Below are 16,090 nucleotides of genomic sequence, written 5' to 3'. Positions count from 1 at the left end.
GGCCACGGCTTCTGCAAGCGCCGCTTGCCCCCATCCCGGCCTTCCCCCAGAGGGGGAAGGAGCAAGGCAGCTTATCCTCGCCGGGTGAATTCGTTCGTCATCTCCTCCCTGCTGCCCGTCGTTCTCCTCATTGCCGCCGGCTACCTCGCCGGACGGCGCCGGTGGATCGGCGGCAATGCAGTGAAAGACCTGTCGAACCTCATCTTCCTGCTGCTCGCGCCCGCGCTGCTGTTCCGCGCCATGAGCACGGTGCACGTGCAGCAGCTGAGCCTGAAACCCGTGGCGGCGTACTTCATCGCCTCGGGCCTGCTGTTCGCGGCCACGCTCGCGTGGCGCGGCTTCAACCGCACGGGCGCGGTGCTCGCGCTGGCCAACACCTACAGCAACACCGTGATGATCGGCATCGCGCTGATCGGCCTGGCCTACGGCGAGCCCGGCATGGTGGTGCTGCTCACGCTGATCTCGCTGCATTCGCTCGTGCTCATGACCAGCGCCACCGTGGTGCTCGAGCTGGCCGTGGCGCGCGAGCATGCAGCGGTGGATGGGGCGCAGCGCCGCTCCATGGCGCGCACCGTGCTTCGCGCGCTGCGCAACGCCATCATCCATCCGGTGCCGCTGCCCATCATTGCGGGCCTGCTGTTCGCGCAGACGGGGCTCGTGATGCCCGAGGTGATCGACAAGCCGATCCAGCTGCTGGGCCAGGCCTTCGGGCCGGTCGCGCTGGTGATGGTGGGCATCACGCTCGCGCTCACGCCCATCGGGCGCCACTGGCGCGGCGCGCTGGTGCAGGCGCTGGTGAAGAACCTCGTGCACCCGCTGCTGGTCGCGCTCATCGGCTGGCTGCTGGGCGTGCGCGGCATTCCGCTCACCGTGATGGTGGTGGCGGCGGCGCTGCCCATCGGCGCCAACGTGTTCCTGTTCTCGCAGCGCTACCGCAGCGCCGAAGACCTGGTCACGGCCAGCGTCGCCGTGTCGACCGTGCTGGCGTTGGGCACGCTCACCCTGGTCATGGTCTGGGTGCAGTGGTTGCCCTGACGGCCCCCATTTCTTCCGCGCCTTTCGCGAACTTTTGCCCGACTGAACGACAGCGCTAGCCCTATGCCGTTTGGCAGGGGTGGCCGTTTGGTGGGCTGGCGCGCGGCGTTCGCGCCCCTACATTTGCCGGCTGATGACGATCTACCCGGCGCGTGTTTCGCCCCTTGCCCTTGCAGTGACGGCGGTGGTCGCGACGGTGATCGCGCTGCACGGCGCGCGCGCGCATGCGGCGGGCGAGGCCAAGCCATGCCGCACGCCCTGCCTGGCGGTTCCTGTGCCGGCGGAGGCACCGCCGGCCAAGGAAGCGGAGCCCAGGCCCGCCGTCGTGCGGCCGGCGCCGAAGCCGCGCCCGCAGATCACCGCCACCGCAGCGCCGGCCCCGGCGCCCGAGGTGCATCGCGAACCCGCCGAGCGGCGCCCCGCGCCCTCCAAACGCTGCAGCGAGATCAACATGCGCGCCGCCGTCGGCGAGCCGCTGTCGGACCAGGACATGACCATTTTGAGGAGCCAGTGCTGATGACCACGACCAAGAACACCGCCGTCCCCCGAGCCTTGTGGCGCGTGCTGGCGCTGTGCACCGCCGCGCTGCTGGCCGCCGCCTGCGCGCACCGCCCCGCGCCCAGCAGCGCCATGCCCTTCGACCAGGCCGTCACCCAGGCGGTCGACGACCTCATGGTGCAGACCCAGAAGCTGCCGGCCTTCCTGGCCAAGGTGGAGTCGACGCTGACGCAGCGGCGCATCGTGATCGACCCGCTGCTCGAAGGCGCCAGCGGCCAGCAGACCGAGGTGACGCGCGTGGCCGAGCAGCGCATCGTGCAGCGCATGCAGGCGCAGTTCAAGCAGTTCACCGTGACGCCGTTCAACGCCAACGAGATCGGCAACGCGCAGTACGTGCTCAACGGCACGCTGGTGCGCGACAAGGACGCCTCGGGCGCGCCGTACCGGCTGAACCTCGCCATGACCGAGATCAAGAGCGGCATGGTGATCGCGCAGTCGGTGGCGCGCATCAGCGATGCCTCGCTCGACACGCGGCCCACCGCCTTCTTCCGCGACAGCCCCGTGAACGGCAAGGACCGCGGCGTGGAGGGTTACATCCGCACCGCCGAGACGCCGGCCGGGCAGGCCGCCGACGCGCTGTACCTGGAGCGCCTGCCGACCGCCACGGTGCTGCAGGAGGCCACCGCCGCCTACGAGGCCGGCCGCATGAGCGAGGCCCTGAGCCGCTACGAGGCCGCGTCGAAACGCGCCGACGGCCAGCAGCTGCGCATCTACAGCGGGCTGTACCTCACGCAGTCGCAGCTGGGCCGCACGGCCGATGCCGAGCGCACTTTCGGCACGCTGGCGCGGCTGGGGCTCGAGAGCAACAACCTGAGCGTCAAGTTCCTGTTCAAGCCGGGCTCGACCGACTTCCTGGCCGACCCGAAGATCAGCGCGGCCTACCCGATGTGGCTGCGCCAGATCGCGCGGCAGGCGGCGCAGATCGATGCGTGCGTGGTGGTCACGGGCCACACGAGCCGCACGGGCTCGGAGGCGGTCAACGAGCGGCTGTCGCTGCAGCGCGCGACCAGCGTCAAGGCGCGGCTGGTGGGCGAGGCGCCGCCGCTGTCGAAGAAGCTGCGCGAAGCCGGCATGGGCTTTCGCGAGAACATCGTCGGCACGGGCGCCGACGATGCGAGCGATGCGCTGGACCGGCGCGTCGAATTCAAGGTCGCAACTTGCGAGGCCTGAGCCAGGGTCAGGGCGCGAGGCGTTCGCGCACCCAGTCGGCACCTTCGAGCCGGTAGCGCAGCCGGTCGTGCAGCCGGCTCTTGCGGCCCTGCCAGAACTCCCAGCGGTCGGGCACCAGCCGGAAGCCACCCCAGTGCGGCGGACGCGGCGGCGAGAGCAAGTGCCTGGCGGCGTACACGGCGGCGTTCTTCACCAGCACGTCGCGCCCGCTGATCACTTCGCTTTGCGGGCTGGCCCAGGCGCCGATGCGTGAATCGAGCGGGCGGCTGGCGTAGTAGGCGTCGCTTTCCTCGGCGCTGACGCGTTCCACGCGGCCTTCGATGCGCACCACGCGCTCCAGCTCGACCCAGTGGAACTGCAGCGAGGCATACGGGTTGCCCGACAGCTCGCGGCCCTTGCGGCTGTCGTAGTTGGTGTACCAGACGATGCCGCGCGCGTCGTAGCCCTTGATCAGCACGATGCGGCTGGACGGCCGCAGGTCGCTGCCCACGGTGCACAGCGTCATCGCGTTGGGCTCGGGGATGTGCGCGTCGACGGCCTCGGTGAGCCAGCGCTCGAACTGCTGCAGCGGGTCGGCGGCGCTGCGGGTCTCGTCGAGCTCGGCGCGCTCGTAGCTCTTGCGCAGCGCGGCCAGCGCGTCCTTGGAAAGAGGAGAAGAAGTCATGCCGGGATTGTTGCGCACATACTCGGCCCATGACGACGACAGAGGCGAACTCCCCGACCGTGATCGTGCTGGCCTCGGGCCGTGGCGAGCGTTTCATCGCGGCCGGCGGCATGGGCTCCAAGCTGAAGGCGCTGTTGGCGGGCCGGCCCGTGCTCGAGCGCACGCTCGACGCGGTGCGCGCGAGCGGCCTGCCGTGGCACCTGGAAGACGCCGGTCACCCCGGCATGGGCGACTCGATCGCCGCCGCCGTGCGCGCCACGCCCGACGCCGCGGGCTGGCTGATCCTGCCGGGCGACCTGCCGCTGGTGCAGCCCGCGACGCTGCGGGCGGTGGCCGCAGCGCTCGGCGGGCGGGTGAGTGCCGTGCAGCCGCAGTACCGCGGCGAGCGCGGGCACCCGGTGGGCTTTGCGGCGGGCTGCGGGGCGCAGCTGGCGGCGCTGGAGGGAAACCTGGGCGCATCGTCCGTCCTGCGGGCGATGCGTGCCATCGATGCGGTCGTCGACCTGGCGGTGGACGATGCCGGCGTGGTGACCGACATCGACACGCCCGAGGCCTTGGCGCGGGCCGAGGCGCTGTGGCAGGCGCGCGCGGGCGCCTGACGTCTGGCTCAGCCCTTGGGTACGACCGCGCAGAGCACGCGCGGGCCGGAGTTGCCTGCGGGTTGCGTCGTGAAGTCGTCACGGTCGCGGTGCACCACGAGGGCACGGCCGCGCACGTTGTTGGCGGCGCCGTCGGTCAGCGAGATCGCATGGTTCTCGACGCTGAAGCGCGCCACGCCGCTGGCGTCGGCCACGAGGCTGGGCAGTTCGCCGGCGTGGCTGCCGGGCGCGGAGAACTTGCCGTGCGTGCCGCCGGCCGGGTTGAAGTGGCCGCCCGAGGCGTTGCCGTTGTCGCCGCAGTCGCCCTTTTCGTGGATGTGGAAACCGTGCTCGCTGCCCGGCGCCAGGCCGCGCACCTCGCCGGACACGCGCACGCCGTGGTCGAGCGCAGTGAGCGTCACCGAGCCGCGTGCCGGGTTGGGCGTGACGGCCGCGGTCGGCGTCAGCTCGACCGTGGTGCTCGGCTTGCCGCCCATGCTGCCGCAGGCGGCGAGCACGGCGGTGGCGAGGAGGGCGGTGCCGGTGGCGAGGAGGCGGCGATGGTTCATGGTTTTTCCTTGTCGAACGATGCGGAAGAAGAGGGTGAATTGTCGGAAGACCCCGGAACATATACCGGAGCCGGCGGCGCGCCGCAATCGGCCGGTGCCGCGACAGGGGCTTCGGACGGCGCATCGGTGGTGGCCAGCGCCACCAGCCGGGCCAGCGCCGCGTCGTGGATCGCGTGGCGCTGCAGCTCGAGCAGGGTCTGGCGCGCGTAGTCGAGCGAGCTGCCGTAACGGCCCACGGCATTCGCGAAGATGTGGCGGTAGCGCTCGTCGCTGAGCTCGCCCGTGAAGTTGGGGCTGCGCCGCGACAGCGTGAAGGCCAGCGCGCGCACCGGCCCTTCGGCGGTGCCGCATTGCAGCCACTTGGGGTCGTACACGCCGGTCGGCATCTCGCGCAGCCACAGGCGCTTCAGCGTCTCCAGGCCCTCGGCCTTCGGCACGCGGAACACCACGCCCCGGCAGCTGCCGCCCGAGAGCAGGCCGAACACCAGGCCCGGCGTCTGCACGCTGCCGCGGTTGACCCGGCTCCACATCTTGAGCGCGCGGTGCCAGCCCTGCACTGTGGCCGCGCGCCGTTCCGCAAAGCCGAATTCGGGCCGCCAGATCAGCGAGCCGTAGCCGAACAGCCAGAGATCGTCGCGGCCGCCCCAGTCGGCGATCGCGCGTTCCAGCATCGGCTGCGGGTCGCGCAGCGGACGGGGCATGGGGTCCAGCCCCGGCGGACCGAGGTCCGGCGCGCCGGCTGACACGGGGGTGTCGGAGGGGGCGCCTACAATTTCGTGATCATGGTTCACCGCACCATTATTTACCGACCCCTTTCCTACGGAGTTCGCGCTTCCATGAACAACGACGACAGCCAACAGAATTTCGCCCTCGGTTTCCTGGTGGCATTGATCGCGCTCGTGATCATGTTCGTGATCGGCGTCGCCTTCTGGCACAAGGGCCTGGGCGCGACGGCCGCGCACGCCAAGCCCGCTGTCGCGGCTTCGGCAGCGGCGCCGGGCGGCGCGGTGCAGGTGACCGAAGTCACCGAGACCGTCACCGTGGTGATCCCCGACGGCGCCAGCATCCGCGTGGTCGGCGGCGTGGTGAACTTCTACTTCGCGACCGGCAGCGCCGACCTCGCACCGGGCGCCGCCGAGGCGCTGGCCCTGGTCATCAAGGGCGTCGAGGGCGGCCGCAAGGCGGTGGTCTCGGGCTTCCACGACACCACCGGCGACGCCGCCGTCAACGAGGAACTCGCCAAGAACCGCGCCCAGATGGTGCGCGAGGTGCTGACGGGCCTGGGCGTGCCGGCCGAGAAGATCGACCTGCAGAAGCCCGCCGTCACTGCCGGATCGGGCAACAACGCCGAGGCGCGCCGCGTCGAGGTCCGGCTGGTCGACTGAGCGATCCGGCCTTCCGCATCCCCCAGCAAAAAACCCGGCATGGCCGGGTTTTTTTGTGCCTGCACGCCGCCGGTGGCATGTCCGACTGATTTCGTATCGTTCTGCGGCCTGATTTCATCAGGGTTTTGCGCTCGAGTTGGTACGATGGGCCTCCAGGCCCCCAGTCGCGCCGGCGACACGCAGCAAGAGCCAACTTCCCCATGAGCAGCACACACCCCACCGTCCGCGACGTCACCGATCGCATTCGCGCGCGCAGCCGCGACACGCGCAGCACCTACCTCACGCGCCTGGCCGAGATCCGCGCCCGCGACCGCGGCTCCGACCGCATGGGCTGCGCCAACGTGGCGCACGCCGTGGCCGGCATCCCGGCCAACGACAAGTTCAAGGTGGTGGCCGAGCGCGCGCCCAACCTGGGCATCGTCACCGCCTACAACGACATGCTCTCGGCCCACGCGCCGTACCAAGGCTACCCGGACATCATCAAGCACGAGGCCCGCCGCCACGGCGCCACGGCGCAGGTCGCGGGCGGCGTGCCCGCCATGTGCGACGGCGTCACGCAGGGCACGCCCGGCATGGAGCTGAGCCTGTTCAGCCGCGACCTGATCGCCATGAGCACTGCCGTCGCGCTCACGCACGACATGTTCGACGGCGCGCTGATGCTCGGCGTGTGCGACAAGATCGTGCCGGGCCTCTTGATCGGCGCGCTGCATTTCGGCCACCTGCCCACCGTCTTCGTGCCCGCCGGGCCCATGCCCTCGGGCCTGTCGAACACCGCCAAGTCGAAGGTGCGCGAGCAGGCGGCGCAGGGCCTCGTGGGCCGCCAGGGCCTGCTCGAGGCCGAGATGGCGGCCTACCACACGGTCGGCACCTGCACCTTCTACGGCACCGCCAACAGCAACCAGATGCTGCTGGAGGCCATGGGCCTGCACGTGCCCGGCACGGCTTTCATCCAGCCCGGCGATGCCATGCGCGAGACGCTCACGCGCGAAGCGGTGCGCTCGGTGCTCGGCAAGGCCAGCGACACGGCCTTCAACTGCCCGCCGATCGGAGAGATGGTCGACGAGCGCTGCATCGTCAACGCCATGGTCGCGCTGCTGGCCACGGGCGGCTCCACCAACCACCTGATCCACTGGGTGGCCGTGGCGCGCGCCGCGGGCATCCTCATCGACTGGGACGACTTCTCCCAGCTGTCCGACGTGGTGCCGCTGCTCACGCGCGTGTACCCCAACGGCAGCGCCGACGTGAACGAGTTCCAGGCCTGCGGCGGTCCGGGCTTCGTGATCGGCGAGCTGGTCGAGGCCGGCCTGATGCACGCCGACGTGCTCACGGTGCGCGCCGGCGGCATCCGCGAATTCGCGAACATCCCGTCGCTGGCCGGCGAGAGCACGCTGCAATGGACGCCCGCTGCGCCGCTGCAGAAAGAAGCCGTCACGCGCCCGGTGGCCAGCCCCTTCAGCGCCACCGGCGGCCTCAAGCTGCTCAGCGGCAACCTGGGGCGCAGCGTGATCAAGGTGTCGTCGGTGCCCGACGACCGCCACGTCATCGAAGCGCCCGCCCGTGTGTTCGACTCGCAGGCCGCGCTGCAAAAAGCGTTCACGGCCGGCGAGCTGGAGAGGGACGTGGTCTGCGTGGTGCGCTGGCAGGGCCCGCAGGCCAACGGCATGCCCGAGCTGCACAAGCTCACGCCGCCGCTGTCGGTGCTGCAGGGCAAGGGCTTCCGCGTGGCACTGGTCACCGACGGCCGCATGAGCGGTGCCTCGGGCAAGATCCCGGCCGCCATCCACGTGTCGCCCGAAGCCGCCGCCGGTGGCCCGCTGGCCAAGGTGCGCGACGGCGACCTGATCCGCCTCGACGCCGTAGCGGGTACGCTCGCCGTGTTGCTGCCCGAAGACGAATGGGCCGCGCGCGAGACCGCAACGCTGTCCGACGCACAACGCATCGCGGACGGCCACGGCCTGGGCCGCGAACTGTTCGCCGGCATGCGCCGCAACGCACTGACCGCCGAAGAGGGCGCCTGCACCTGGATGTGACGGGGCCCACGCGGGCCGCAAGAAATTTTTGGAGCCATGAGATGACAGACAGACTCACCCCCCTCGACGTGATGCGCGACGCACCCGTCATTCCGGTCATCGTGCTGAACGACGTGAAAGACGCCGTGCCCCTGGCGCGCGCGCTGGTCGCAGGCGGCATCCGCATGCTCGAAGTGACGCTGCGCACGCCGCAGGCGCTGCAGTGCATCGAAGCCATCGCCAAGGAAGTGCCCGAGGCCGTGGCCGGCGCGGGCACCATCCGCAGCGCGGCCGATGCGCAGGCCTCGGCGCTGGCCGGTGCGAAGTTCGGCGTGAGCCCGGGCTACACGCGCGCGGTCGGCAAGGCCTGCCACGACCTCGGCCTGCCGCTGCTGCCCGGCGTGGCCACCGGCAGCGAGATCATGACGGCGCAGGAAGACGGCTACACCCAGCTCAAGTTCTTCCCCGCGCTGCAGGCCGGCGGCCTGCCGATGCTCAAGGCCTGGCAGGGTCCGTTCGGCGACGTCACCTTCTGCCCCACGGGCGGCATCCATGCGGGCAACGCGGCCGAGTTCCTCGCGCTGTCGAACGTGGCCTGCGTGGGTGGCTCGTGGATCGTGCCGGCCGACGCCATCCGCGAAGGCAACTGGGCATTGATCGAGCAACTGGCGCGCGCCGCGAGCCAGCTGCCGCGCTGAGCATGTCGGCCGATTTCGACACGGGCGACCTCAAGGTCATCGCGTTCGACGTGTTCGGCACGGTGGTCGACTGGCACAGCGGCATCGCGGCCGAGGTCGAGCGCGTGCTGCCCGGCGTGGACGGCGCGGCCTTTGCGCTGGCCTGGCGCGCCGGCTACCAGCCCGCCATGAAGGCCGTGATGGAACGCATCGCGGCCGGCGAGGGCGGCTTCACGCTGCTCGACGAGCTGCACCTGAGCATGCTCGAACAGGTGCTGCACGACTTCAGCCTGGCCGACCAGCTCGACAGCGCCGCCAAGCGCGACCTGAGCCGCGCCTGGCACCGCCTGCCGGCCTGGCCCGATGCGGTCGAGGGGCTCACGCGGCTCAAGAAGAAATTCACCATCTGCACGCTCTCCAACGGCAACATCGGCTTGCTCACCGAGATGGCCAAGCGCGCCGGCCTGCCCTGGGACTGCGTGCTGTCGGCCGAGGTGTTCAAGGCCTACAAGCCCGACCCGCGCACCTACCTCGGCGTGGCGGGCGTGTTCGACGCGACGCCGGGGCAGGTCATGCTCGCCGCGGCGCACCACGACGACCTGGCGGCCGCGCGCGTGTGCGGCCTGAAGACGGCGTACATCGAGCGGCCCCACGAGTTCGGCCGCAAGCAGCCGAAGGACGTGTCGCCGCAGCCGGACAACAACCTGCATGTGCGCGACATCGTCGCGCTGGCCGACCGGCTGGGCTGCTGATCGATCAGTCGGCGATGAGCTTTTCCACCGTGCGCAGGTTGCGCGTGGTGGTGCTCGACTTGTAGCGGGTCTTCGCGAGCACCTTCGCCACCGGTGTCTCCAGGCTTTCGCCGCGCGGGCACTGCCAGTACAGCACGCCATCGCCGCGCACCAGCTGCTCGACCTTGGCATCGACCGTGCCGGCCTTCTCGATGATCTCGTCGAGCATCGCGGCATCCGAGCCGAACACGAGGTACGGATGGTGCGTGTCGTCGATGCGCTCAAAGGGATAGCCCGCCGCCATGTCGGCCACCTGCCGCTGCGTGAGCAAGACGATCCACGCCTCGTAGCCGAAGCGCTGGCGCAGCGCCTGCTCGATGCGCGTGCGCAGCGCGGCGGCATCGGGCGCGTCGGTGTCGAACAGCACGTTGCCGCTGGCGAGCACCGTGCGCACCGCGCCGAAGCCGAGTTCGTCGACGAACAGCGCCTTCAGGTCGGCGCTCTTGATCGTGATGCCGTTGACGTTCACGCCGCGCAGCAGGGCGACGTAGCGCGTCAGCGGCGCTTGCTTCTTCTTCGGGCTTGCCATGGCGTGGGGTGCGGCCCGAAACGGCTCAGCGCAGGCCGCCGCCCGACGCGTTCTCGTTGCGCTGGATGAGCTCGATCTTGTAGCCGTCGGGGTCCGTCACGAAGGCGATCACCGTCGTGCCGCCCTTGACCGGGCCCGCCTCGCGCGTCACGTTGCCGCCGGCGGCCTTGATCTTGTCGCAGGCCGCGTAGGCGTCGGGCACGCCGAGCGCGATGTGGCCGTAGGCGGTGCCGAGTTCGTAGCTCTCGGTGCCCCAGTTGTAGGTGAGCTCGATCTCGGCCTGGTCGGGGTTGCCGTTGCCGTAGCCGACGAACGCGAGGCTGTACTTGTACTCGGGGTTTTCCGACGTGCGCAGCAGCGTCATGCCGAGCACCTGCGTATAGAAGTCGATGGAGCGCTGGAGATTGCCAACGCGCAGCATGGTGTGGAGAAGTCGCATCTCGTGGGTCGTGTCGTTATGGGGGATGGCGCTATTGTCGTCCTCTGCTCCCGGCGATCAAGCCGCCAGCGTCAGCAGATGCGCCTGGTGCTTCTTCAGGAAATCCATCAGGTGCCGCGGGTACTCGGGCACCACCGCCGCGCGCACGCTGGGGCGCGCCGCCAGCGCATGGCGCCAGGCATTCACCTTGGGCAGCGCGTCGAACAGGTGCGAGTCGCTGATCGCGTCGAACACCTCGAAGTAGCGGAACACCGGCGCGAACACCGCATCGACGAGGCTGAAGGCTTCGCCCGCGAAGTAGGGGCCTTGCCCCAGCGCGGCTTCGACGCGTTCGAACTTGGCGGCCAGCGCCTCGCGCTTCTGCGCGAACACGGTGGCATCCTGCGTGGTCTCGTAGCCCCACAGGTCGACGAGGATGGCCGAGCCGAACTCCATCCATGCGCGGTGCTGCGCACGTGCGAGCGGGTCTTCGGGGTGCAGGCGGGCGCCGGGTTGCGTCTCCTCGAGGTATTCGCAGATCACGTTGCTCTCGAACAGCACGGCCTCGGTGCCGTCGGGGCGCTGCACCTTCAGCAGCGGCACCTTGCCCAGCGGCGAGATATCGAGGAACCACTGGGGCTTGTTCGCGAGATCGATCACGACGCGCTCGAAGGGCACGTTCTTCTCGTGCAGCGCGATGGCGGCGCGTTGCACATAGGGGCACAGCAGGTGGCTGACGAGGGTGAGGGCCTGGGTCATGGGGCGTTCCGTCTTCGAAGAAATGGGTGGTCGGATCGCCGCGATTCTTGCGGTCCTGAACAACCTTTTCTGGAAAAGCCCATTCGGGCGCCGCCCGGGTGCTACGGCTTAGGAAAAAGGTACGCGCTGGCCGCAGGCTTGAGAAGGGGCTTGAGTTCGGTGAACGGCAGCGCCACCGTGGTGCCGAGGCAGGCGCCGAGCGCATGCGGCACGCCGCTGACCGCGACGGCCAGCGCATCGCGCCCGCGGGTGCGCTCGAAATGCAATGCCAGGTACTCGGGCCACACCTCGTCGCAACCCGTGTAGTGCTGCGGGTCTGCGGCGGCTGCGGATTCGGGCCCGCGCCCCTGTGCTTTCAGCTTCTTCCCGATCAGCGCCATGAGCGTCTTGCTCGGCACGAACCCGTCCGGTGTCTGGGTGAACGCGCGGAACAGGCGATCGAAGTCGAGGTACTCGCCACGGACCAGGTCGAGTGTGTAGGGCGCGTAGTGGTTGTGGGGATGGGCGCCGCCGCAGTCGGCGCTTCCCGATTCGACGACGCTCATCAGCGTCGGGCTGAGAAAGGTGACGCGCACCGATTCCGCGTCGTAGTTTCCCAGCGAGCCGGCCGCCGGATGCGTCTCGGTGTAGAGGGTGGCCTTGCATTCGAGCGCGGCGAGGCTGAGCTGTCCGTGCCTGCGCGCGAGGATGGCGTTGACCTTCTCGACCACGCGCGCATTCGGGTGTCGCGTGAGCCGCGGATAGGAAAAGCGCGTGCGCGGATCGATGACCATGCGCCATGCCACCGCTCCGCTGACGTGCTCCGCTCCATGCTTGAGCGATGTCTGCAGCTTCAGGTGGTCGTAGGGTGCCGTCTCGATGGAGATCGGCGCGTCCGAAGCCGCGCCGGTGGTGTTGCCTGGCGGGATGGCGCGCGTCACTGGTGCGGTTGCGCCGGGATTCTGGTCCGGGTCGTACTGGCGAACCTGTCGAAGCTCGAACGCGACGTTCTGCTTGCCGGGGCCGTCGCTCCAACTTCCGGCAAAAGTGCCGTCGATTACCTGGCCGCGCCATGTCGGACCCGGCTGTCGGGTCTGCGCGTCTTCGAACAACGGCGCGTTGCCGCCTTGTGCCGCGCGGTACATCGCCTCGCCCTGGATCGGGAGGGCTTCCACGAGCTTCGTCACCGGCCCGGAGAGCGGAATGTCGACACCGTGGCGGCGATAGAAATACCGCCCGCCACCAGTGGCATTCATTTCGAGCACGACCTCGCTGGTGCCGAGGGTGCCTTGGTAGACCGTGCGGACTTCCGCCAGGGCCGGCATCGCCGACCCGAGCAATGTCGCCCACGCGAGGAGGAGTCGGGTCGCCTTGCGCATCGGAGTGCCTCCCGCTACGAGGCCGTCTCGAGCCAGTGCGTGATCCGCCCGTTATGCATCACGCCGATGCGATCGGCCATCGCATGCGCCTCGGCCTCGTTGTGCGTGACCAGGATCGCGGTCTGGCCGGCCTTCTTCAGGATGCCGCGCACCTCGGCGGTCAGGCGCTCGCGCGTGCCGCCGTCGAGGTTGGAAAACGGCTCGTCCAGCAGCAGCAGGGCGGGCGAGGGCGCCAGCGCGCGGGCCAGTGCGATGCGCTGCTGCTGGCCGCCCGACAGCTCGTGCGGGTAGCGCTCGCCGGCCTCGGCCAGGCCGACCAGCGCGAGCATCCCGGCCACGCGTGCCTGCTGCGCCGCGCGGCCCAGGCGGCGCAGGCCGAAGGCCACGTTCCTGGCGGCCGACAGGTGCGGGAACAGCGCGTACTCCTGGAACATCATGCCCACGCGCCGCTGCTCGGGCGGCAGGTGCTTCTGGGGCGACGACAGCAGCGCGTCGCCGAGGCGGATGGTGCCGGCGCGCACGGGCTCGAAGCCGGCGATGGCGCGCAGCACCGTGGTCTTGCCGCAGCCCGAGGGGCCGAACAGGCAGGCGATCTCGCCCGCGGGCAGGTCCAGCGAGAAGCCGTCGACCACCGTGTGCGGGCCGCGCGGCGTGTCGTAGGCGAGCTGGAGCGAGTCGAGATGAAGCGGGGAACTCATGCGGGGTCCGTGTCGGGAGGTGTCGCCGCCGGCGTCGTGCCGAGCTGGTTGCGCGCCAGCAGCACCACCGGCAGCAGGCCGGCGACCACGATGGCCAGCGCGGCGATCGCGCCTTCCTCGTAGGTGCCGCGCGCGGCCTCGGCGTAGAGCCAGGTGGCGAGGGTGTCGAAGTTGGCCGGTCGCAGCAGCAGCGTGGCCGGCAGCTCCTTCATGGCGTCGACGAAGACCAGCAGCGCGCCCGCCGCGATGGCGGGCTGCAGCAGCGGAAGGTGCACGCGGCGCAGCGTGCCGCCGGTGGTTTCGCCGAGCAGGCGCGAGGCCTGCTCGATGGCCGGCGGAATGCGCGCCAGCCCGGCCTCGATGCCGCCCACGGGCATCGCAAGAAAACGGATCGCGCAGGCCATGACCAGCACGATGCCCGCGCCCATCAGCGGCAGGCCCTGCCAGCCCATCGCACCGGCCAGCGCCGCGTCGAAGGCCAAGGCCGGCGTCAGCAGGCCGATGGCGAGCACGGTGCCCGGCACCGCGTAGCCCAACGTAGCCGCGCGCGCCTGCCAGCGGGCGCGGTTGAGGCTCGTGCCCTGGCTGCGCGAGGCCCAGGCCACGACCAGCCCCGCCGCCACGGCCACCACCGTCACGCCGGCCGCCAGCGCCAGCGTGTTGCCCAGGCTGGCCACGAGGCCCTGCGAAATGCCGCCGCCCTGGTGCAGCCGCTTGCCGCTTTCCCAGACCAGGTACAGCGCGGGCGCGACAAAGCCGATCAGCACCGGCAGCCCCGCCGTCGCGGTCGCCGCCCAGGCCGCGCCGCCGTGCAGGCGCCGGGGCTGCACCGCGCGCATGCGCTGCGCGGAACCGAAGCGCTGGTGCTGGCGGCCGTTGCGTTCGAGCCAGACCAGCGCCACCACCACGAACAGCATCGCGCAGGCGATCTGCGCGGCGCCGGCCAGGTCGGAGCGCGTGATCCAGGTGGTGTAGACCGCCACCGTGAGCGTGTTCACGCCGAGGAATTCGGAGGCGCCGATGTCGTTGAGCGTCTCGAGCAGCGCCAGGCTCAGGCCGACGGCCAGCGCCGGCCGTGCCAGCGGCAGGGCCACGCGAAAGAAGGCGCCGCGCCGGTTCTCGCCCAGCGTGCGCGCCGCTTCCAGCAGGTGCGCCGGCTGGGTCATGAACATCGCGCGCGCCGTCATGTAGACATACGGGTAGAGCACGAAGCCCAGCACGAAGATCGCGCCCGGCATCGAGCGCAGGTCGGGCAGGCGGAACTGGCGCGGGCTGTCGAAGCCCAGCATCCAGCGGATCGCGCCCTGCACGGGGCCGATCGGGTGCAGCAGGTCGAGGTAGGCGAAGGCGACGATGTAGGTCGGCATCGCCAGCGGCAGCAGCAGCGCCCAGTTGAGCACGCCGCGGCCGGGAAAGTCATGCGCCGTGACCAGCCAGGCGCAGCCGGTGCCGATCACGAGGACGAGGGTGCCGACGCCCGCAAGCAGCAGCGCCGTGTTGAGCGCCGCCTGCGGCAGCACGTGCGCGAACAGCGGCCCCCAGTGGCCGACGCCCGAGCCGAACGCGAGCCAGGCCAGCGTGAGCACCGGCGCGAGCACGCCGAGCGCGATCAGGAACGACGCGCAGCGCCACGCCGGGCCCGCGGCGCGCAGGCCCGGCGGCTGGCGCCGCGAAATCAGCATTCAGTTGCCGGCAAGGTGTGCCCGGCCATGCAAGGTCACTGGTCGAAGCCGACCTTGTCGACGAGGGCGCTGGCCTGCTTGCGGTACTTGGCAATCTCGGTCAGCGGCAGCGGGTCGACCTTCAGCTCGCCGATGGACTGGCCGATGATCGGGTCGAGGGCCACGCCCTTGCGCACCGGGTACTCGTAGTTGGCGTCGGCGTACAGCGCCTGGGCCGGTTCCGACACCAGGAACTCGAGCAGCTTGACCGCGTTGGCGCGCTGCGGCGCGTTCTTGGCCACGGCCGCGCCGCTGATGTTCACGTGCGTGCCGCCGCTCTTGGCGTTGGCGAAGGTCGGGCGGATCACCTTGATGGCGTCGCCCCACTTGCGCGCGTCGGTGCCTTCCTTGGCGCTCTTCATCTGGCCCACGTAGTACGAGTTGGCCACGCCGATGTCGCAGATGCCGCCGAGGATGTCGCGTGCCACGTCGCGGTCGCCGCCGGTGGCCTTGCGCGCCAGGTTGCCCTTGACGCCGCGCAGCCACTGCTCGGTCTTGGCCTCGCCGTCGTGCGCGATCATCGCGGCCACCAGGGCCGTGTTGTAGGGGTGCTGGCCGGCGCGGATGCAGACCTTGCCCTTGTACTTCGGGTTGGCCAGGTCTTCGTAGCGGAAGCTGGTCAGCGGCTGGTTCTTGTCGGCGTACAGCACGCGGGCGCGCAGCGAGAGCGCGAACCATTGGCCGTCGGCACCGCGCAGGTTGGCCGGAATGGCCGACTCGAGCGCAGCCGATTTCACCGGCTGCGTCACGCCGCCTTCGACGAGGTCGACGAGGTTGCCGATGTCCACCGTCATCAGCACGTCGGCCGGCGAGCGCGCGCCTTCGGCCTTCACGCGTTCCAGCAGGCCGTCCTTCACGAACACCGTGTTGACCTTGATCTTGCTCTGCGCGCTGAACGCCGAGATCAGCGGCTGGATCAGCGCCGGCTCGCGGGTCGTGTAGAGCGTGAGCTCGTCATTGGCGGCGTGCGCGGGCAGGGCGGTGAGGGCGAGCCAGGCGGCGGAAACGCCGAGGAGGGCGTGCGCCACGCGGCCCTGGGGGCCGGAACGGTCGGTCATGAAGGATCCTCCAGGTGCGGTGAGGTGTTCTAGGAAAGGCATCGGCGACGGCGGGTGCGTCGCTGATGAGAACAATTATCACTGACGGGGAGGGGTGGGTTTTCCTTTTGGCT

General features: G+C 70.3%; 18 protein-coding genes. 8 read left to right on the top strand and 10 right to left on the bottom strand.

The genetic code is table 11. The features are described 5' to 3' along the window. Positions 1-84: 84 nt before the first annotated feature. From AC3WQM_RS18210 to AC3WQM_RS18200, 3 genes are all read left to right on the top strand, one after another. A complete protein-coding gene (locus AC3WQM_RS18210; protein WP_159270838.1) occupies positions 85-1,035 on the top strand; it encodes an AEC family transporter in 951 nt (316 codons plus the stop codon). Between the two features lie 133 nt (positions 1,036-1,168). Further along, positions 1,169-1,552 carry a hypothetical protein gene (locus tag AC3WQM_RS18205; protein WP_492680647.1) on the top strand — a complete coding sequence of 128 codons (384 nt, stop codon included), beginning with the start codon at positions 1,169-1,171 and terminating at the stop codon, positions 1,550-1,552. Beyond that, positions 1,552-2,763 carry an OmpA family protein gene (locus AC3WQM_RS18200; protein WP_492680645.1) on the top strand — a complete coding sequence of 404 codons (1,212 nt, stop codon included), beginning with the start codon at positions 1,552-1,554 and terminating at the stop codon, positions 2,761-2,763. The genes AC3WQM_RS18205 and AC3WQM_RS18200 overlap by 1 nt, the downstream gene beginning before the upstream one ends. Positions 2,764-2,770: 7 nt before the next feature. Here AC3WQM_RS18200 and pdxH read toward each other — a convergent pair whose 3' ends face one another. Beyond that, entirely contained in the window at positions 2,771-3,427 is a 657-nt protein-coding gene (gene pdxH, locus AC3WQM_RS18195; RefSeq protein WP_354343788.1) for a pyridoxamine 5'-phosphate oxidase, read from the bottom strand. A 29-nt stretch (positions 3,428-3,456) separates the two neighbouring features. Here pdxH and AC3WQM_RS18190 point away from each other — a divergent pair, with 29 nt between their 5' ends. Further along, positions 3,457-4,026 (top strand): nucleotidyltransferase family protein, encoded by a 570-nt coding sequence (locus AC3WQM_RS18190; protein ID WP_492680643.1) that lies wholly within the window; start codon positions 3,457-3,459, stop codon positions 4,024-4,026. An 8-nt stretch (positions 4,027-4,034) separates the two neighbouring features. On the opposite strand, the gene AC3WQM_RS18185 is transcribed toward AC3WQM_RS18190, so the two are convergent. Both AC3WQM_RS18185 and AC3WQM_RS18180 read right to left on the bottom strand, forming a co-directional pair. Then, entirely contained in the window at positions 4,035-4,574 is a 540-nt protein-coding gene (locus AC3WQM_RS18185; protein WP_307696057.1) for a superoxide dismutase family protein, read from the bottom strand. Beyond that, positions 4,571-5,275 (bottom strand): gamma-glutamylcyclotransferase, encoded by a 705-nt coding sequence (locus AC3WQM_RS18180; RefSeq protein ID WP_492680641.1) that lies wholly within the window; start codon positions 5,273-5,275, stop codon positions 4,571-4,573. The genes AC3WQM_RS18185 and AC3WQM_RS18180 overlap by 4 nt, the downstream gene beginning before the upstream one ends. 135 nt (positions 5,276-5,410) lie before the next feature. On the opposite strand from AC3WQM_RS18180, the gene AC3WQM_RS18175 reads away from it, so the two are divergent. The 4 genes from AC3WQM_RS18175 (at position 5,411) to AC3WQM_RS18160 (ending at position 9,397) form a co-directional block, all read left to right on the top strand. Then, positions 5,411-5,959: an OmpA family protein gene (locus tag AC3WQM_RS18175; protein WP_489058173.1), complete on the top strand. Its 549-nt coding sequence runs from the start codon at positions 5,411-5,413 to the stop codon at positions 5,957-5,959. Between the two features lie 200 nt (positions 5,960-6,159). After that, a complete protein-coding gene (gene edd, locus AC3WQM_RS18170; RefSeq protein WP_492680639.1) occupies positions 6,160-7,989 on the top strand; it encodes a phosphogluconate dehydratase in 1,830 nt (609 codons plus the stop codon). A gap of 41 nt (positions 7,990-8,030) precedes the next feature. Then, positions 8,031-8,666, top strand: a complete 636-nt coding sequence (eda, locus tag AC3WQM_RS18165) for a bifunctional 4-hydroxy-2-oxoglutarate aldolase/2-dehydro-3-deoxy-phosphogluconate aldolase (protein WP_390342293.1) — start codon at positions 8,031-8,033, stop codon at positions 8,664-8,666. Between the two features lie 2 nt (positions 8,667-8,668). Further along, complete coding sequence (locus AC3WQM_RS18160; protein WP_492680637.1) at positions 8,669-9,397, top strand: haloacid dehalogenase type II; 729 nt, start codon at positions 8,669-8,671, stop codon at positions 9,395-9,397. Positions 9,398-9,401: 4 nt separating this feature from the next. Here the strand turns inward: AC3WQM_RS18160 and AC3WQM_RS18155 are convergent, their stop codons facing one another. From AC3WQM_RS18155 to AC3WQM_RS18125, 7 genes are all read right to left on the bottom strand, one after another. Then, on the bottom strand, positions 9,402-9,965 hold the full coding sequence (locus tag AC3WQM_RS18155) for a DUF1697 domain-containing protein (RefSeq protein ID WP_492680635.1): 564 nt from the start codon (positions 9,963-9,965) through the stop codon (positions 9,402-9,404). 25 nt (positions 9,966-9,990) lie between these two features. After that, complete coding sequence (gene gloA, locus AC3WQM_RS18150; RefSeq protein WP_139702878.1) at positions 9,991-10,404, bottom strand: lactoylglutathione lyase; 414 nt, start codon at positions 10,402-10,404, stop codon at positions 9,991-9,993. Between the two features lie 57 nt (positions 10,405-10,461). Next, positions 10,462-11,142 carry a glutathione S-transferase family protein gene (locus AC3WQM_RS18145; RefSeq protein WP_492680633.1) on the bottom strand — a complete coding sequence of 227 codons (681 nt, stop codon included), beginning with the start codon at positions 11,140-11,142 and terminating at the stop codon, positions 10,462-10,464. 101 nt (positions 11,143-11,243) lie between these two features. Then, a complete protein-coding gene (locus tag AC3WQM_RS18140) occupies positions 11,244-12,500 on the bottom strand; it encodes a hypothetical protein (protein WP_492680631.1) in 1,257 nt (418 codons plus the stop codon). A gap of 14 nt (positions 12,501-12,514) precedes the next feature. After that, entirely contained in the window at positions 12,515-13,198 is a 684-nt protein-coding gene (locus AC3WQM_RS18135; RefSeq protein WP_492680629.1) for an ABC transporter ATP-binding protein, read from the bottom strand. Continuing rightward, the gene (locus tag AC3WQM_RS18130) at positions 13,195-14,880 is read right to left on the bottom strand and encodes an ABC transporter permease (protein WP_492680627.1); all 1,686 of its coding nucleotides are present in this window, start codon (positions 14,878-14,880) and stop codon (positions 13,195-13,197) included. The genes AC3WQM_RS18135 and AC3WQM_RS18130 overlap by 4 nt, the downstream gene beginning before the upstream one ends. Before the next feature lie 35 nt (positions 14,881-14,915). Then, the gene (locus tag AC3WQM_RS18125) at positions 14,916-15,977 is read right to left on the bottom strand and encodes a Fe(3+) ABC transporter substrate-binding protein (RefSeq protein ID WP_492680625.1); all 1,062 of its coding nucleotides are present in this window, start codon (positions 15,975-15,977) and stop codon (positions 14,916-14,918) included. Between the last annotated feature and the right edge of the window lie 113 nt (positions 15,978-16,090).

Source organism: Variovorax sp. FW301-JW7 (genome assembly GCF_058788795.1).
The sequence above is the reverse complement of the archived record's forward strand: the minus strand, read 5'-3'. Positions and strand labels throughout refer to the sequence as shown.

What these genes read in the sequence shown, in the direction of transcription:
- AC3WQM_RS18190 (WP_492680643.1), top strand. Translation starts at nt 3,457, where the DNA reads ATGACGACGACAGAGGCGAACTCCCCGACCGTGATCGTGCTGGCCTCG.
- AC3WQM_RS18175 (WP_489058173.1), top strand. Translation starts at nt 5,411, where the DNA reads ATGAACAACGACGACAGCCAACAGAATTTCGCCCTCGGTTTCCTGGTG.
- AC3WQM_RS18135 (WP_492680629.1), bottom strand. Translation starts at nt 13,198, where the DNA reads ATGAGTTCCCCGCTTCATCTCGACTCGCTCCAGCTCGCCTACGACACG.
- eda (WP_390342293.1), top strand. Translation starts at nt 8,031, where the DNA reads ATGACAGACAGACTCACCCCCCTCGACGTGATGCGCGACGCACCCGTC.
- AC3WQM_RS18145 (WP_492680633.1), bottom strand. Translation starts at nt 11,142, where the DNA reads ATGACCCAGGCCCTCACCCTCGTCAGCCACCTGCTGTGCCCCTATGTG.
- edd (WP_492680639.1), top strand. Translation starts at nt 6,160, where the DNA reads ATGAGCAGCACACACCCCACCGTCCGCGACGTCACCGATCGCATTCGC.
- AC3WQM_RS18155 (WP_492680635.1), bottom strand. Translation starts at nt 9,965, where the DNA reads ATGGCAAGCCCGAAGAAGAAGCAAGCGCCGCTGACGCGCTACGTCGCC.
- AC3WQM_RS18200 (WP_492680645.1), top strand. Translation starts at nt 1,552, where the DNA reads ATGACCACGACCAAGAACACCGCCGTCCCCCGAGCCTTGTGGCGCGTG.
- AC3WQM_RS18160 (WP_492680637.1), top strand. Translation starts at nt 8,669, where the DNA reads ATGTCGGCCGATTTCGACACGGGCGACCTCAAGGTCATCGCGTTCGAC.
- AC3WQM_RS18180 (WP_492680641.1), bottom strand. Translation starts at nt 5,275, where the DNA reads ATGCCCCGTCCGCTGCGCGACCCGCAGCCGATGCTGGAACGCGCGATC.
- AC3WQM_RS18140 (WP_492680631.1), bottom strand. Translation starts at nt 12,500, where the DNA reads ATGCGCAAGGCGACCCGACTCCTCCTCGCGTGGGCGACATTGCTCGGG.
- AC3WQM_RS18205 (WP_492680647.1), top strand. Translation starts at nt 1,169, where the DNA reads ATGACGATCTACCCGGCGCGTGTTTCGCCCCTTGCCCTTGCAGTGACG.
- AC3WQM_RS18185 (WP_307696057.1), bottom strand. Translation starts at nt 4,574, where the DNA reads ATGAACCATCGCCGCCTCCTCGCCACCGGCACCGCCCTCCTCGCCACC.
- AC3WQM_RS18125 (WP_492680625.1), bottom strand. Translation starts at nt 15,977, where the DNA reads ATGACCGACCGTTCCGGCCCCCAGGGCCGCGTGGCGCACGCCCTCCTC.
- gloA (WP_139702878.1), bottom strand. Translation starts at nt 10,404, where the DNA reads ATGCGACTTCTCCACACCATGCTGCGCGTTGGCAATCTCCAGCGCTCC.
- pdxH (WP_354343788.1), bottom strand. Translation starts at nt 3,427, where the DNA reads ATGACTTCTTCTCCTCTTTCCAAGGACGCGCTGGCCGCGCTGCGCAAG.
- AC3WQM_RS18130 (WP_492680627.1), bottom strand. Translation starts at nt 14,880, where the DNA reads ATGCTGATTTCGCGGCGCCAGCCGCCGGGCCTGCGCGCCGCGGGCCCG.